At 42.7% G+C, this 16,572-nt stretch carries 17 protein-coding genes; 6 read left to right on the top strand and 11 right to left on the bottom strand.

Going from position 1 to position 16,572, the window contains the following annotated elements:
- Positions 1-99 precede the first annotated feature (99 nt).
- Positions 100-600: a GNAT family N-acetyltransferase gene (locus J4N22_RS05635; RefSeq protein WP_242692067.1), complete on the top strand. Its 501-nt coding sequence runs from the start codon at positions 100-102 to the stop codon at positions 598-600.
- A 23-nt stretch (positions 601-623) separates the two neighbouring features.
- Here J4N22_RS05635 and J4N22_RS05630 read toward each other — a convergent pair whose 3' ends face one another.
- From J4N22_RS05630 to J4N22_RS05610, 5 genes are read right to left on the bottom strand one after another with little or no spacing between them, the layout of a single operon-like run.
- The gene (locus tag J4N22_RS05630) at positions 624-1,247 is read right to left on the bottom strand and encodes a SprT-like domain-containing protein (RefSeq protein ID WP_207492717.1); all 624 of its coding nucleotides are present in this window, start codon (positions 1,245-1,247) and stop codon (positions 624-626) included.
- Positions 1,234-1,632 carry a hypothetical protein gene (locus tag J4N22_RS05625; RefSeq protein ID WP_207492716.1) on the bottom strand — a complete coding sequence of 133 codons (399 nt, stop codon included), beginning with the start codon at positions 1,630-1,632 and terminating at the stop codon, positions 1,234-1,236. The genes J4N22_RS05630 and J4N22_RS05625 overlap by 14 nt, the downstream gene beginning before the upstream one ends.
- Positions 1,632-1,811, bottom strand: a complete 180-nt coding sequence (locus J4N22_RS05620) for an AtpZ/AtpI family protein (protein ID WP_207492715.1) — start codon at positions 1,809-1,811, stop codon at positions 1,632-1,634. The genes J4N22_RS05625 and J4N22_RS05620 overlap by 1 nt, the downstream gene beginning before the upstream one ends.
- A 13-nt stretch (positions 1,812-1,824) precedes the next feature.
- On the bottom strand, positions 1,825-2,244 hold the full coding sequence (locus J4N22_RS05615; RefSeq protein WP_207492714.1) for a bactofilin family protein: 420 nt from the start codon (positions 2,242-2,244) through the stop codon (positions 1,825-1,827).
- A gap of 16 nt (positions 2,245-2,260) precedes the next feature.
- Positions 2,261-2,656, bottom strand: coding sequence for a hypothetical protein (locus J4N22_RS05610; RefSeq protein WP_207492713.1), 396 nt, complete (start codon positions 2,654-2,656; stop codon positions 2,261-2,263).
- Positions 2,657-2,742: 86 nt separating this feature from the next.
- Between J4N22_RS05610 and porW the strand changes: the two genes are divergently transcribed.
- From porW to J4N22_RS05595, 3 genes are all read left to right on the top strand, one after another.
- On the top strand, positions 2,743-6,120 hold the full coding sequence (gene porW / locus J4N22_RS05605; RefSeq protein ID WP_207492712.1) for a type IX secretion system periplasmic lipoprotein PorW/SprE: 3,378 nt from the start codon (positions 2,743-2,745) through the stop codon (positions 6,118-6,120).
- Positions 6,121-6,223: 103 nt separating this feature from the next.
- A complete protein-coding gene (locus J4N22_RS05600; RefSeq protein ID WP_207492711.1) occupies positions 6,224-8,731 on the top strand; it encodes a transglycosylase domain-containing protein in 2,508 nt (835 codons plus the stop codon).
- 79 nt (positions 8,732-8,810) lie between these two features.
- Positions 8,811-9,569: a DUF72 domain-containing protein gene (locus tag J4N22_RS05595; protein WP_207492710.1), complete on the top strand. Its 759-nt coding sequence runs from the start codon at positions 8,811-8,813 to the stop codon at positions 9,567-9,569.
- A 25-nt stretch (positions 9,570-9,594) separates the two neighbouring features.
- Here the strand turns inward: J4N22_RS05595 and J4N22_RS20145 are convergent, their stop codons facing one another.
- A complete protein-coding gene (locus J4N22_RS20145; protein WP_207492709.1) occupies positions 9,595-10,941 on the bottom strand; it encodes an OmpA family protein in 1,347 nt (448 codons plus the stop codon).
- Between the two features lie 66 nt (positions 10,942-11,007).
- Entirely contained in the window at positions 11,008-11,391 is a 384-nt protein-coding gene (locus J4N22_RS05585) for a septal ring lytic transglycosylase RlpA family protein (protein ID WP_207492708.1), read from the bottom strand.
- A 178-nt stretch (positions 11,392-11,569) separates the two neighbouring features.
- Between J4N22_RS05585 and J4N22_RS05580 the strand changes: the two genes are divergently transcribed.
- Entirely contained in the window at positions 11,570-12,172 is a 603-nt protein-coding gene (locus J4N22_RS05580) for a M15 family metallopeptidase (RefSeq protein ID WP_207492707.1), read from the top strand.
- Between the two features lie 6 nt (positions 12,173-12,178).
- A complete protein-coding gene (locus tag J4N22_RS05575) occupies positions 12,179-12,916 on the top strand; it encodes an EcsC family protein (protein ID WP_207492706.1) in 738 nt (245 codons plus the stop codon).
- Between the two features lie 45 nt (positions 12,917-12,961).
- Here the strand turns inward: J4N22_RS05575 and J4N22_RS05570 are convergent, their stop codons facing one another.
- The 4 genes from J4N22_RS05570 to purS form a co-directional block, all read right to left on the bottom strand.
- Positions 12,962-14,821 carry a M1 family metallopeptidase gene (locus tag J4N22_RS05570; protein WP_242692066.1) on the bottom strand — a complete coding sequence of 620 codons (1,860 nt, stop codon included), beginning with the start codon at positions 14,819-14,821 and terminating at the stop codon, positions 12,962-12,964.
- A 133-nt stretch (positions 14,822-14,954) separates the two neighbouring features.
- A complete protein-coding gene (locus J4N22_RS05565; RefSeq protein WP_207492705.1) occupies positions 14,955-15,380 on the bottom strand; it encodes a PepSY-like domain-containing protein in 426 nt (141 codons plus the stop codon).
- Between the two features lie 48 nt (positions 15,381-15,428).
- Complete coding sequence (gene rsmI / locus J4N22_RS05560) at positions 15,429-16,145, bottom strand: 16S rRNA (cytidine(1402)-2'-O)-methyltransferase (protein ID WP_207492704.1); 717 nt, start codon at positions 16,143-16,145, stop codon at positions 15,429-15,431.
- Between the two features lie 94 nt (positions 16,146-16,239).
- The gene (purS, locus tag J4N22_RS05555; protein ID WP_207492703.1) at positions 16,240-16,488 is read right to left on the bottom strand and encodes a phosphoribosylformylglycinamidine synthase subunit PurS; all 249 of its coding nucleotides are present in this window, start codon (positions 16,486-16,488) and stop codon (positions 16,240-16,242) included.
- Positions 16,489-16,572 lie beyond the last annotated feature (84 nt).

Genomic DNA, 16,572 nt, shown 5'->3' with positions numbered 1-16,572 from the left:
AATGATCGTGCAAACTTAGGCTTATAAAAAATGCACCTCCAGATAAGTTGTTGGCTGGCGGGGGCAATTTTTTATAGATGTTTGCAAACAACTATTCTTATGGCAGATCAAATGGAGAATATCAATATCAGGAAAATACAACCCGCAGATAATAAAGATCTGGCTGTTATTATCCGTAAAGCGCTGGCAGAGTTTGGCGCTAACAAACCAGGAACAGTTTACTATGATGATACAACAGATCACCTGTACGAGCTGTTCCAGGAGCCGGGCAGCATTTACTATGTAGCAGAAAAAGATGGAGTAATAGTAGGTGGCGCAGGCATCTTTCCTTCTAATGGTTTACCCCAAGGAACATGCGAGCTGGTAAAAATGTATCTACAAAAAGAAGTTCGTGGAATGGGATTAGGCAAACTGCTGATTGATAAAGCGCTGGAATTTGCACAAGGCTTTGGCTATACAAATGTTTATATAGAAACAATGCCCGAGCTACGCAAAGCTGTTACAGTGTATGAGAAATTTGGATTTGAATACCTGGATGGGCCACTCGGCAATACAGGCCATTTTGGATGTGATGTATGGATGCTGAAGAGACTTGTTTGATCAACCACAGTTGTAGAAAAATTCTATTCCGTTACCAGCTCCACTTCAAAAACAGGGCTGAACAAATAAACTTTTCTTGTTCCTACTTCTTCGCACCTGAAGCGCTTTCGAAGCTTTTCACCTTTTTTAAAAACTCTTCCGTCCTTCATCCTGAACATAGCGTTCAGCGGTATCTCTTCTACCAGCATATGACCTTCCGTTTTTGGGTCATAGCGGCGAAGCACACGCATCAATCCATCTTCTGCACAACTACTGGCAGCAGGGTTATGAAGCGATGCCATCAGCTCTTTTTCTATATCGGCAGGGAAAACTCTGTTCTGTAAAAATTGTGCGAGCAATTGTCCAAATTCATGTTTCCATTCTTTACCATGCGACTGTACGCGGTTACCATATTTATCGAACGTAAGAAGGTGCGCCAGCTCATGTAGCAACGTGATGAGAAATGAATAAGGGTTCAGGTTACCATTAACACTTATCCGGTGCGCCCGATCCCTGAACGCATGCCTGTAATCACCCAATATACTTTTGCGTTCGCGGGTAATGGTAAGGTGCACCTTGTATTGCTGAAGAAAAGCTGCAACAGGCTCAAATGTGTGTGGAGGTAAAAAACCTGCAAGCGCCTGGAGCGGATGCTCAGTTTTTGACATTCCTCCTAGCTTTGCTTTGTTTTAATACTACTGTTAGTTCTATGGCAGTATAAACCATGTATAAACCCATGCAGGCAAATAAAGAGCGCTTGTTCAGATTATCGCCGGCTGCAAGTATATAAACAAAAGCAGCGATGGCGCAACCAAATAATTTAATCATGATCCCGCCATACGCGTTTCTAAGAAACAATGCAGTATTCTCTGCAGACAATCCCCGGTTTAGCAAGTTCATTGAGAACACGGTAACCAGGTATAAAAAGAGATTGCCGCCGCTTAATACCTGCCAGTCAAATCCGGCGTTCTCAAGTTGAGATCTGAAAAATAAAATAAGGCCACCAATGACCAGGAAAGCCAGCACCAGTGGCAAAATAGTTTTATTGAACATCATTTTTGTTTTGAAGTATCCTTGATCACCTGCCACATCATTACTACAACAATAAGCAGTGGCAGCAACCATACGAGCAATGGAGTAGAAAATTCAAACCATTCATCAAGCTTTATTCCTGCAAATACAGCAAGTGCTAAAGCCACCATTATCTGCATGGTCAGCCCGGCATACTTCAAAAGCAACCGGTTGTTATTTTGCTTTGGCTGAGATGATTGGTTTTTCATTCGTTTCTTTCACCATTTCTACCACGTTACTGCTCATAAAGCAGCGCCCATTGAAATTCACGGTAGGTTCTACCTGCAGTTTGGCGGCAAAAATATCACCTGTTATCATAGCATCGCCACGAAGACTAAGTATTTCTTTTGTTTTGATATTGCCTTTTATTTTACCCATTACATCAGCCTGGTTGCATTGAAGGTCTCCTTCTATTACTCCACCTGCACCTACTAATATTCTTGCAGAACTTACAATATTACCTTTCAATGTACCGTCTATTCTAATGTCGGCAGTACTGTTGATGTCTCCTGTAAGGGTAACACCTGTACCAATAATAGTTGTGCTGCCGTTAACTGGGCTGGCATTTTCCCTTGCTTTCTTCGAAAATAGCATATTGATTGTTTTAGGTTTAGTCAGCGATAAGCTCAGGTTTAGGAACGTCTAAAACTGTAGTATCGTATTGAATAGCCACATTTCCACTCAAAACTTTTTTCAGGTTATCAAGGTATACATCTTTATATCGTATTGCCTGCTCCAGCGAATCGGTCCGCATTTTCAGTAGTTGCAACTCTTTTCGGGCACTCTGGTTACCATAGCCAGGCACGTACTGTTTTAGCGGTGTAAATACGATTAAAGCAACCGTTAAGCCAACTAAAATAACGAAAATGCTACTTAGCATAATATATACACTCAAACGAGACAGCTTGAATGTAACAACTTCCTCATATGTATCATCATTCATTACCAGTAACCGGTACCGGTTTCGAAGGCGCTTGATAGTAGTAGTGGCCTCTAGTTTAGCCATAGTGATTTCTAAAAGGTTAAAGGTATGGCCTTGCCTGCATTCCACAGGTTGAAAATGAAAAATAACCTTACTTTTAAAAATCTTTTATGTGGAACCCTTTATTCAGTAGCAGCATAGTATCTATGAAGCAGATGGCACGCACCTTTTTCACCCTATTTACCTGTATAATATTTACTTCTGCAATGGCACAACCAGGTGCCGAAATTGAGCTTAAAAAGCCAGACAAATTTGAGAACCGTAAGCTCGGTGCAGAAAAAACGGGTGAAAAAAAATTTACGCTGCCACGAAGGATCCTATCCAATACTACTACACATTATAACTATTACTTCAATGCTAATACAAGGCTGAATGATGTAATAGAAAAAGCGAAGTCTACACATAAAGATGATTACAGCCAGCTCCTCCCCTTTTATAACTATTCATTAGACGTAACCGCGCAGGATAAATCAGAACTCGACTCTGTTATATATAAATCAACCGCAGGTATTTTGTTGCACGATCTGCGGAATGACTGGGTTGACAATATGTACCTGTTGCTTGCCAAGGCATATTTCTTTCGGAACGACCTCGACTCTGCCGGAATGACCTTGCAGTATATCAACTATGCCTTCGCACCAAAGGAAGAAGGTGGTTATGATATTCCTATAGGTAGTAATGCGAGCAATGACAAAGGCGAGTTCAGTATTGCCAGTAAAGAAAACAAAGGGCTGAAAAAGATCATTACGCACCAGCCTAGCCGCAACGAAAGTTTTTTATGGCAAGTGCGCACTTTCATTGAAAAAGAAGAATACCCAGAAGCCGCAGGTATCATAGAAATTTTACGTAACGATCCTAATTTCCCAAAGCGCCTTCAAACCAGCCTCAACGAATCGTTTGCTTATTGGTTCTACAAACAAAAGCTATACGACAGTGCAGCGCTCTATTTGAGTAAAGCATTGAGCGAAGCTGAGAACGGACAGGAAAAAGCAAGATGGGAATACCTGATTGCGCAGATGTATCATATTTCAGGTGATTATGAAAATGCTGTAAAGTTTTATGAGCGCAGCATCAAGCATACAAACGATCCTGTGATGGATGTGTATGCACGTTTAAATTCCATCAAGATAGACAGGGGTGACAATAAAGATCACCTGCAACAAAATATTGATGCGCTGGTAAAGATGGCGCGCAGAGATAAATATGAGAACTATAGGGATATCATTTATTTCGCTGCTGCTTCAATAGAATTAGAACGTAATAATTATGATAACGCACAAAACCTGTTGCTAAAAAGTGTAGCTAGGTCTACCAATAATCCTTTGCAGCGCAACCAGTCGTTCCTAATGTTAGGCGACATGAATTACAACCGTAAGAAGTATGGTAATTCGCACAGGTTTTACGATAGTGTGGATGTAAATATTTTAGTGGCTCCCGAAGAAAAGCAAAGGGTTTCAACGCGTAAACCTCCATTACAGATCCTGGCTGAAAATGATGCTATCATCTACAAAAATGACAGTCTTCAGCATCTTGCCTCTATGCCTGCAGATCAGCGTGATGCCATCTTACGCAAACAGCTAAGGCAGATCCGTAAAGAGCAGGGGCTGAAGGAAGAAGATGTACAGGTTTCCAATCCTGCCATTCGTGCACAGGCACCTGATATGTTTGGCACAGACAGCAAAAGCAATGATTTCTATTTTTATAATGCTTCGCAAAAAGCAGCAGGCTTCAATGAATTTAAGACCAAGTGGGGCGAAAGGCCAAACATAGATAACTGGCGCCGCCAGGCTGCGGTTAATCGTAAAGTCATTGCTCAGAACGCCGAAGCACAGGCATCCAAAGACCTGGTAGAATCAAAACAGCCAGCACTTTCTTTAGAAGGTCTTTTAGCTGCGCTTCCACTTACCGAAGAAGCCAAGCAGGAAAGCAACAATGCCATCATAGATGCACTTATGGGAAATGCCAAGGTTCTGGTGAATAAACTGGAAGATTATCCATCCGCTATAGAAGTGCTGGAAGAATTGCTTAGCCGTTTTCCCGGTAATGTACATGAAGCAGAAGCTATGTTCAACCTGGTATATGCTTATGATAAAACCGGCGACAAGGCAAAAGCAGCTGCCTATAGAAGCAAACTTTCGCAATTGGGCAGCGACAACAAATTTGCTGCTTTACTAAATCAGCCTAAGGTTGAAAAAGACAGTCCGCAACATTTAGCAGCTACCAAAAAGTACGAAGGCATCTATAACATGTTTATAGAAGGTCGTTTTGACGAAGCTAAAAATGAGAAGCGTATTGCAGACAGCACTTACGGCAAAACATACTGGACACCGCAGCTCTTATTCATCGAATCTATCTACTATGTAAAACAGCGAGAAGACAGTGCAGCCATTGCAGCACTTACAAACCTGCACACCCTGCATAGCGAAAGTCCTTTGGCAGAAAAGGCAAAGACAATGATTGATGTTTTGAAACGCCGCAGCCAAATTGAGGATTATTTGACAAATCTACAGGTAGAACCAGCGGACAGAGATCTTGCTGCAGGCACTTCTCTTCCATCCACCACACCTGTAGTTACACCAGCCACTCCGCCGGTTATTAAAAAAGAAGAACCTGTTGTAAAACCTGAGCCACCAATTACTAAGAAAGAAGAACCTGTTGTAAAGCCAGAGATTCCTGCGGTAAAGAAAGATACTGCAGTGGCTAAGAAAGAGGAACCAGTAGTAAAGCAGGAAACACCTCCAGCTAAGAAGGATACTGCTGTAGCTAAGAAAGAAGAGCCTGTGGTAAAACAGGAAACTCCTCCTGTTAAGAAAGATACTGCTGTGACTAAAAAAGAGGAACCTGTAGTAAAGCAGGAAACACCTCCAGCTAAGAAAGATACAGCTGTGGCTAAAAAAGAAGAGCCCGTTGTAAAACAGGAAACTCCTCCGGTGAAGAAAGATACTGCTGTGGCTAAAAAAGAGGAACCTGTAGTGAAGCAGGAAACTCCACCTGTAAAAAAAGATACTGCTGTAGCTAAAAAAGAAGAGCCGGTGGTAAAGCAGGAAACTCCACCTGTTAAAAAGGATACTGTAGCCGCACCTCGTGTACTTGCACGATCTAAGGATTTTGCCATTGTAGAATCCGACAGGCACTTTGTGGTGGTACTGCTGGATAAAGTAGACGAAGTATACGCCAGTGAAGCGCGGAACGCGTTCAACAGGTATAACAAAGAAGCCTTCTACAGCCAGCGAATAGATATATCGCCGCTAAAGCTCGACGAGCGGTATAGCATGGTATTGCAAGGTCCATTTGACAATGCAGGTGCTGCACTAAGCTATATAGACAAAGTAAAACCAGTTTCTAAAGGCAGGATCATTCCATGGCTTGCAGTAGATAAGTACAGCTTTATCGTTATCAGCCAGTCAAACCTTGATGTTCTAAAAAACAATAAAGACATGAATGCTTATCAACAATTACTGAAGCAAGCATTTCCTGACAAATTTTAACTGACATACAATCACCATTGATAGCTACTTACCTAGTTTTGTAGCTAAACAAAATCAGGCAGGAAAATTGCCTTTAAATCTCCTGCTTTGCAACTATCAACACATGCGTAGATCTGTAAAAATATTCTGGCGACTGGTGCTTATCGGTTTTGCCTCCTTTGTTCTTATCCTGCTTTTAGCCAATTGGGGTGTTTTTGGAAAAATGCCTTCTATTGAAGACCTGGAAAACCCAAGCGCTTCCATTGCCAGTGAAGTAATTGCCGACGATGGAACGGTAATGGGTAAATATTACCTGGAAGACAGGACCAATGTTGAATTCCACAACATCAGCAAGCATATTGTTTCGGCGCTTATAGCTACGGAAGACGAAAGGTTTTACTCGCACAGCGGTATTGACGGACGTTCTCTTGCACGTGCCGTTGTCAATCTTGGTAAAGAAGGTGGTGCTAGTACAATTTCTCAACAGTTAGCGCTCAATCTTTTTACCGGCAACAGGGCACGTAACCCGGTTTCTCGTGGTATGCAGAAACTAAAAGAGTGGATCATTGCCATAAAACTTGAAAGAAACTTTACAAAAGACGAGATACTTGCGCTATACCTCAACACGGTTCCTTTTGGTGATAATGTTTACGGTATCCGCAATGCCAGCCGTACCTTTTTCCAGAAAGACCCGGATGTAATCAATATAGAAGAAGCGGCTGTATTAGTGGGAATGCTGAAAGGTTCTACCCTTTATAATCCTCGTGTTAATCCTAAACTGGCACTTGACCGCCGTAACACAGTACTGGAGCAAATGGTAAGGAATAAATTTCTTACAGACCAGGAGGCTCAAAAACTGAAACTGAAGCCAATAGCACTCAATTATAAAAAGATGGATGAGAATGCTGGTCTTGCTCCCTATTTCAGGATGGTACTTGGCCAGGAAATGAAAAAGTGGTGTAAAGAGCATAAAAAGCCAAACGGCGATAATTACGATCTGTATCGCGATGGTTTGAAGATATACACTACGCTTAACCCGCGTATGCAGTTGTATGCTGAAGAAGCTGTAAGCAAGCACATCAGCTATATGCAAAAGATCCTGAACTCGCAGAGCAACATAAAGAATGGTAGTGTTTGGAAAGGCCGCGAGGATGTATTGAATAAAGCCATGAAAGACTCCGACAGGTGGAAAAACCTGAAGAAAGATGGTCTTTCAGATGAAGAGATAAAGAAGACATTCTCGAAGAAAGTTCCTATGAAGATTTTCGCCTGGAACAACAAAAGAGAAACGGATACTACCATGACGCCAATGGATTCTATCAAATACCACCGCCAGATGCTGCAGGCTGGTTTCATGGTAATGGATCCAATAAGTGGAGAAATCAAAGCATGGGTAGGTGGAATAGATTTCAAGAATTTCAAGTTCGACCACGTAAACCCAAATACGCGCAGGCAAGTAGGTAGTACTATAAAACCGCTTCTTTATGGTTTAGCTGTAGAAGAGGCAGGTTTTACACCCAATACTACCGTGGTAGACGTACAACAATCTTTTGGAAGCTATGGGCAAGTACCGGCTACCGGCGCCAGCTGTACCGGCAGATCAATGCCTATGTCTTCAGCATTGGCGCAATCACGCAACTGTGCATCTGCATACATCATGAAGCAGTTAGGCAATAATAGCAATGATGGACCGCGTCGATTTGTAGAGTTTTTGCAAAAAACGAATATGCAGGCTAAAGTTGATGCTTACCCGTCAATAGCACTTGGTTCATGCGAGATCAGCCTTTACGAAATGATGCAGGCCTACAGCATGTTCCCTGGTCGTGGTTTCAACAGCAAGCCATTGATGATTGCGCGTATTGAAGATAAAAATGGCAATGTGCTGGAGAACTTTTTACCTGCACAGCGCAAAGAGATCATCAGTGAAGTAACAGCTTACACCATTGCCTTAATGATGCAAGGCGTTATAAAAAATGGAACAGGACGCCGTATGGCCAGTTATGGTATCAATGGTGAAGTTGCCGGTAAAACAGGTACCACAAACGATAACAGCGATGCCTGGTTCATGGGCTACACACCACAGTTACTGGCAGGTGCATGGGTAGGTTGTGATGACCGTTTTATCCGTTTTAACTCTACTAATGTGGGGCAGGGTTCATCTGCAGCGCTTCCTATTTGGGCGTACTTCTTCAGCAAAGCGTATGATGACAAGACTTTAGGTATAGACAGGGAAGCTAAATTCTCTAAGCCTGAAGTAATGAGCAACGATATCATTTTCGACTACCTGAACAATATCCGCGGCTACCAGCCTGGTGCTGAGGGAGAAGATATGGGTAATGGCAGCTCAGAGGATTACCTCATTCCGCAGGAAGGGGCAATGGAAATCGGTGCAGAAAGCGAAATACCTGTAGAAAAAGCCAAACCTGGTGGTAAACCAGCCGATAATCCACTTGTTCCTAAAGTAGATGCTCAAAAACCACCTTCCGCCACCCAGGCACCTGCTGAGGAAGAAGATAACCTGAGCCGGCGGGAAAAGCGCAGGCTACGCAGGGAGCAGGAAAGGAAAGAAAAGGAGAATAACAACCAGCAGAACCAGCAACCACCCAAAGCGGTGATGCCGAGAAGAGACTAATATTGAAGCGCCCACTTTATGTGGGCGTTTTCTTTTGCTGCTGGTGTGCAAATTGTACCTGTGTGGCAAATAAAGATGTATGGCCAATTGGCATATTGGTTGCTCAGGATTTCACTACAAGAACTGGAAAGGTCCTTTTTACCCGGCTGACCTGCCACAAAAACGGTGGTTTGAATTCTATAGCGAAAGATTCAAGACTTTAGAACTAAACGTAACCTTTTACAAGTTTCCCCAATTACCAATGGTGCAGGCATGGTATGAAAAGAGCCCTGCTGATTTCAATTTTTCTGTAAAAGCTCCAAAAGGAATTACGCATTACAAGCAGTTCATCAACTGCGGGCAATTACTGAGCGACTTCTACGGCGTTATCCAGGAAGGGCTAAAAGAGAAATTGGGATGTGTGCTTTTCCAGATGCCGCCAAGGATGGCTTATAAAGAAGAGAAACTAGATCGCATCATTGAAGCACTGGATCTGTCGCAAAAGAATGTGTTAGAGTTCAGGCACGAAACGTGGTGGAACGCGGAGGTCTTTGCTAAGCTTTCCATGCACAACATCACGTTTTGCGGCCAAAGCCATCCCTTACTGCCCGATGATGTTATTCAAAATAACCAGGTGCTTTACTACCGCTTTCATGGTGTACCAGATCTTTATAGGTCTCCATACAGCACTCAATCTTTACAAGCTTTCGCAGATACTGTAGACGCAGACAAAAGAATTAAAGAGGCCTTTGTTTACTTCAACAACGATATAGAAGTATGGGCTGTCCACAATGCGCTGGAACTTGGATTATTAGCAGCAGGCACAAAAAAAGCGCCTTCTAAAAAGAAGACGCTTTGAAAGATGTATAATTATAGTTTGGCACTTATTCAAGTGTCATTACTACTCTTCTATTTTTAGCACGACCCGCAGCTGTAGTGTTTGGTGCTACTGGTTTGTCAAAACCGTAACCTACTGAAGTTATCCTGCTTTCGCTGATACCTTTATCTACAAGATATTTCTTAACTGACGCTGCACGATCTTCAGACAGCTTTTGGTTCAACTGAGCAGAACCTGTATTGTCTGTATGACCTTCAATGGTGATAGTAGCATCATTGTTATCAGTCATTATCTTCACTACGCGCTGCAATGCAGGTGTAGATGCTGCTTTCAATTTTGCACTTCCTGTTTCGAAGTAAACAAACTTAGCTGCTTCCTGCACTTTAGTTACTTCTTCTTTTGTAGGAGCTTTTCTTTCAGGGCAACCATTGTTGCTAGCAGGACCGGCTTCGTTCGGACAACGATCAAGATCATCCATTACACCATCACCGTCTGTATCCTTTTCAGGACATCCTTGCAAACGAGCCACACCAGCTACATCAGGGCAACGATCTTCTTCATCATTGATCTTGTCACCATCACGATCAGGAATAGGACAACCATCGTATTTAGCTAAACCTGGAACTGTAGGACATTTGTCTTTATCATCGGCAATGCCATCATTATCGCTATCAGGAACCGGGCAACCATTGTATTGAGCTACACCTTTTACATCAGGACACTGATCTTTAGAATCAGGTATACCATCACCATCTCTATCAGCATCTACTGGTGCCGGAGGTGTAGGCTTAAGCACTGGAGCTGCAGGAGTCCACATCTGGCCAAAACCTAAAGTGAAATTCAAACGATTAGCAGTATTCTCGGTAATACCAAAACGATACTGCGCCTGTAGTCTTACGATCTCTTCACCACCCAATCTAAACTGGAAACCAGCACCTACAGGTACATATGCTCCAAAGTACACATCATAGTAAGATCCGCCTACACCTGCAGTCAGGTAAGGGTTTATAGCAAAACGATCTTGCAACAAACGAAGGTTCACGTTTGCATCACCTTCTATGTGCAGGCGCTCATCACGTGAAGCCGCCCTGTCCTTAAATGGATAATTAGAAAAAGAAAAACCTAGTGACGAGGTGAAATCAACATTAGAGGCCATTGTTTCAAGGTAAGTGAAACTAAAACCGGCATCCATGTCCTTCAGCTTAGGAAGCTGCTTGTTGTTGATTACAGAACCAATTGAACTTGACTGAAGCAGTGACGGGGTTCTGAAGTCGTTGAACATAATGCCAAACATCAAACCGCGCTTTTTGGTAAATGGAACAGCCGCAGGTTGTTGGGCAAAAAGAATTGATGAAGCCATTGAAAGGCACACCAATAGTGAAATTTTCCTCATGAAGGTTAGTTTATAAGCAGTAAATATAGGATGCTGTTTTAGAACAGGAAAAAAACTTAGCAGCAATTAATCAACACTGCCAAAGTAAGGCTCTACTTTCACTTTAAGCAAGCCATTGATGCCTACACCAAGAACTTTAGCGGCAGCACTGGTAAGGTCTACCACACGACCTTTCTTAGCCATTCTTTCATGCATACGGTCGTTGATCCTAACAATAACAGATTTGTTATTTAGTAGGTTGGTAACTCTGACAAGTGTGTTGATCTTGAAATTATTGCTTGCAGCGGTAAGATTAGAGTGCTTGAAAATTTCACCAGTAGCGGTACGCAGGCCATTGAAGTGAGGAGCATAAAAACTTGCTACGCCTTGTATCGGATCTTTCTTTTCTTTAGGAGCCTGGGCTAAAGTGATAAACGGCAGCACCAGGAACATAAATAGGAGTTTCTTCAAAACTGGTAGATTTGAGGGTTAATAATTAATACCTTTTCAACCAATGAGGTGCAAAAGTAAGCCTTATATGTGGTTTTTCCTCATTATAATAGCCTTAAGTTCCCCAGTTGTGGGGAAAAGTCAACAAATTGTGGTTCCTGCTAATGCGTATGGGCTGCAGGTAGTTAGCGTGCCAAAAATGTATAAAAAGCTCGTAAAGGCTGATACATCAATAAGAATGGTAGCATTAAAAAATTTTATACATCCGCTATATACCAGCCTTGTTTATGCTACGCCAGCCAATTTCACAAAAACGGTTTTATACCATGATCCGGAGGTTTTTGTACGCGTAGAAGTGGCACGTGCGCTGGCAAAAGTGCAGGAAGAACTAAAAAAGAAGGATCTATCGCTCCTGTTTTTTGACGCCTACCGCCCCTATTCTACTACTGTAAAGATGTGGCAGGTGGTTCCTGATGAACGTTATGCTGCTAACCCCAGGAAAGGGAGTGGCCACAACAGGGGAGCAGCGGTAGATGTCACATTAGCCGATCTCTCCAATGGTAAAGCAGTACCCATGCCTACAGCGTTTGATGATTTTTCGGAGAAGGCGCACCACAACTATATGAAGCTGGGCAAAAAAGTACTTGAGAACAGGAAGCTACTGAGGACAATAATGGAGAAACATGGCTTTCGTGCTCTTGAGACGGAATGGTGGCATTATTCCTTTCCTAATGCAGCCAGTAAATATCACTTGATGGATCTCTCCTTCCAACAGCTGGAAGAGTTGACACGCTGTAATTAAATAACTATGACTTCGTACGAATACCAGGCATTGGATGAACTAAAAAAATGGCAGCAGGAAATGCTGAAAGGTCCTTCGTTCACCAATAAACTGGCAAAACGGGTGCAGGATAAGATCAATGGCTACATACCTGAAAAGGTTCACAATGCCATCACTGCAGCTATTAAACAGCTGTTTAAGGGAGTGCTCTTTGGTGCTGAACTCTTAAACCAACGAACAAGGCACGAAGGAACATTAGAACAACGTGAAGGAGCAGTGCAGGCTAAAATTGACTTCTACAGGAAAACCGCTGCTGCAGAAGGTGGTATAACCGGTGCCGGAGGTATCCTGCTGGGTTTGGTAGATTTTCCTGTACTAATGGGGCTGAAAGTGAAGCTGCTGTTTGAACTAGCTGCAGTGTATGGCTACGAGGTGAAGGATTATAAAGAAAGGTTGTACATTCTTCACATTTTCCAACTTGCTTTCTGCAGCCAGGAAACGCGGAAACAAGTTTACCTGCAAATGGAAAATTGGGACGAAAAAGCTGCTTTGCTACCCGATGATATAAATGAACTTGATTGGCGGAAGTTCCAGCAGGAGTACCGTGACTATCTTGACCTGGCTAAGATGGCGCAGCTGATACCGGTAATTGGAGCACCCATTGGCGCAGTGGTTAATTACCGATTGATCATTAAGCTGGGTAAAACGGCCATGAATGCTTACCGCATGCGCCTGCTACCAAAGCGATTGAATACAAATACCTGACATAAAAAAAGCACTGAGGTCATCAGTGCTTTTTCAGTGCTATAACTACCATTGAATTTTTAGAACATTATTCTTTCGGTCCACATCCGCCAGCCGCTGCGAAGGATCTATGTGAAGCTCTGATAGATCGAAAAGCTTACGGTTGGTTTCAAAAACATAGGTTGGATGCGTCCACTTCCATGGTGTATGAACTTTTGTTGGAATAGATTTATCTTCTACAGGCTTTGCACCATACATCAGGTTGAGCGGAATGTTGTGCATCTCTTTGCTGCCATCTTTAAAAGTTAGCTGTACATCAATCGGCATTGGCATCTCCTTTACCCGGCGTATCCTGATCTTTGTTTTGCCTTCTTCTTCCCACAAACTATCCAGGGCATAGTCAATTGTTTTTGTGCTGTTGATCCAGTATTCTTTGTACCAGTCCAGTTCAATCCCACTTGCTTTTTCAGCCACCCGGATAAAATCATTCGGATTTGGATGCTTGAAACGCCACTGCCAGTAGTAATCGAGTAAAATTTTATCACGAACACTATCTCCTACTATATATCCAAGTTGGGTGATAAATACCGCTCCTTTAGAATAGCTGGCATTTGAATAAGCGTAATTGGTGTTGAAATGATCTGCATGTGTGCTGGCTGGTTCTTCCAGTCCGCTGCGTACCAAACGGAAGTAGCCATTGTAGCTACCTTCCTGCACAAAGCCGGTTTTGCCTCTTAATTCACCCAATACTCTTTCAGACGCATAAGTTGTAAATCCTTCATCCATCCAGTGGTGCAGGCTTTCGTTAGTGCCCAGCATCATCTGGAACCAGCTATGCATCCATTCGTGAATGGCTGTTCCAATACCAGGTCCTTTTACAAAAGTGGCTAACGGATATTCCATTCCACCATCACCTGCCTGTATGAAAGCGTATGTCTTGTATGGGTAAGGACCAAACGTTTTCATCATCACCGGAAAGGCTAATTCAACAGTATCAGCAAGCAATTTCCAGCGATGATCCTGTGCTTGATCTTTTTTATGTACGATGTAAAGCATAGGGCCATTTTTTACCTGGCGCTTTATCATAGTATATGTAGGATCGGCAGCCCAGGCAAAATCATGAACATTCTGTGCTACAAAATTCCAAGTGAGTGTTTTCGCATTAGAAGCAGGCCTAACAGCGGCATCAGTGTATCCAAATCCTATTTGATCGGCATTGGCCAAAGTACCGGTAGCTGCTACCATATAAGATTTATCCAATGTCAGTTTCACATTGTAGTCGCCCCACACGCCATAAAATTCGCGGGCTATGTAAGGGTTCGCATGCCATCCCTGGTAATCATACTCCACCATTTTTGGATACCACTGCGACATGCTGTAGCGAACACCTTCTTCGTTGTCGCGGCCTGCACGACGTATCTGAAGCGGCACCTGTGCAACAAAACTCACTTCAAAGCTGGTTTTAGACTTCGGCAGAATTGGCCTATCTAATACTACTTCCAATATTGTTTCGTGCTCTTTCAGTTGCTGGTTCTTACCATTTACTTTTACAAACACTGCTTTTTGAAAACCCACCTCATCAGGCTTCAGGTTATAGATCCTGTCGCGCACCCTACGATCCCAATCCCGTACGTCCTTACCTTCCCTATCCTTTCCAAGCACGATGTTCCCGTATTCGCGGCTGCGCACGTCCATGCTGCTGTTTGGCTGAAACGCATTCCAATACATGTGAAAGAACACACGATTGAGTGTGTCTGGTGAATTATTATAATAATCGATCTTTTCAGTGCCTGTTAATTGGTTGGTTTGTACATCCAATGAGGCTTCAATGTTGTAGGAAATCCGTTGCTGCCACCTGTCTGGCTGCGCTTGTGCATTAGTAAAAAATAAGACTGCAAAAAGCGCTACTGTTAATCTTTGGATCATTATAAGATATCGTCTTTTTATTTTGATGAACATACCTGCGGGAAGAGCAGGTATGCTTTTATGTTAGGTGCTAATGTAGGGCAAATAATGAGCATCAACTGTTATAGCAATACTATATCTGCAAGAGAAAAAGCTACAGTGTGAGTGAGTCATCAAGTAGTTGGCCGGCTACAGAAAATCGGAGGTATCGTTTAGAAAAATCACCTTTTCGAACAGTGATCCTGTACTCCTGGCCATCTTTTTTATCGTGCGTTTCAACTACTTCTTTTATCAGCCATTCAGCATATTTACTTTTCTTGAAACCATCTTTTACGGCTGCCGGCAGCAGTTCATAATTGTATCTTTTTTCAGTCTTAAGCCATTCACCATTAGAAGCGAAGTTTGCTTTAACCGGCTGACCTTGTTCTTTGAATTCAGCTTGAAAAGAATTTAACCTGTCTCTCCATGAAACCTGGGTAGCAGTTGGAAATTTTACTTTGAATGAATCTGTCACCTCTGCCGGAAGCTTCCTGAACTGCGCACTTGCCATGTATACGGAAGCCAACATCAGCAATGTCATTAACCATCTTTTGTTCATAATCATATTGAATTACATTTTCACCCGTATTCAATCTTCTGCTTCATCATTCTCCTCCCCACGCTTAGCTTTTCCTTTAAGCACAGCAGCCCCTTCTACCACTAACACAATTTCACCTTTAACCGCTTTTTGTTCGAAGTAGTCTCTTACCTGGCGCAGCGTTCCGCGCTTATTCTCTTCAAACATCTTGGTCAGTTCCCTGCTCACACAGCACTGTCTTTCTTCACCAAAGTACTCCATCATTTCGGTTAACGTCTTTACCAGGCGCATGGGACTTTCATAAAAAACCATTGTTCTTTCTTCGGTAGACAGGCGGGTAAGAAAGGTATGTCTTCCCTTTTTTAGTGGCAAGAAACCTTCGAAAGTAAACCGGTTCATTGGCAGCCCACTATTTACCAGTGCAGGCACAAAGGCTGTAGCACCGGGCAAACACTCTACCCTGATATCACGCTGAACACATTCCCTTACCAGCAGGAAAGCAGGATCAGAAACGCCGGGTGTACCTGCATCGGTAAGTAAGGCAAAGGTTTTTCCTGCCGCCAGTTGATCTGCAATATGCGCAGCAACTTTATGCTCGTTATGCTGGTGGTAAGGCGAAATGGGTTTGGAAATATTATAATGCTGCAAAAGCTTAGAAGAAGTCCTTGTATCCTCCGCCAATATTACATCCACCGACTTCAACACCTCCACTGCGCGGAAAGTGAAATCAGCAAGATTGCCTATAGGTGTGGGAACGAGGTAGAGCATTCGAGGAATTTTAGATTTAAGATTTTTAGATTTAAGATTTAGAAATTTTCTTTCTACTCTCCGAAATCTTCAATCTGAAATATCTAATCTGAAATCAATTGATCATTTCAATTTCATAAAACTCCATCACAGGATTGGCGAGTAGTTTTTTGCTGGCTTCGTCAGCTATCTGCTTTGCGGCTTCTTCTGTTTCAGCATCTATACGTAGGGTAATATGTTTACCTACACGTACATCTTCTACACCAGATAAACCGAGATTTTGTAAGCCAGACATTACAGCTTTTCCCTGCGGGTCAAGCAGGTCTTTTAGAGGCATTACCTTTATTTGAACATTATAAGTCATAGTAAGTTGTTTTAGCGCGGCAAAGGTAGGTGGTTGGTTATAATTGTCAGTTGGAAGTTGTTTTCTAACATCACCCAACAACAT

Source organism: Aridibaculum aurantiacum, assembly GCF_017355875.1.
Classification (GTDB): domain Bacteria; phylum Bacteroidota; class Bacteroidia; order Chitinophagales; family Chitinophagaceae; genus Segetibacter; species Segetibacter aurantiacus.
This window is presented reverse-complemented; position numbering and strand designations above follow the sequence as displayed.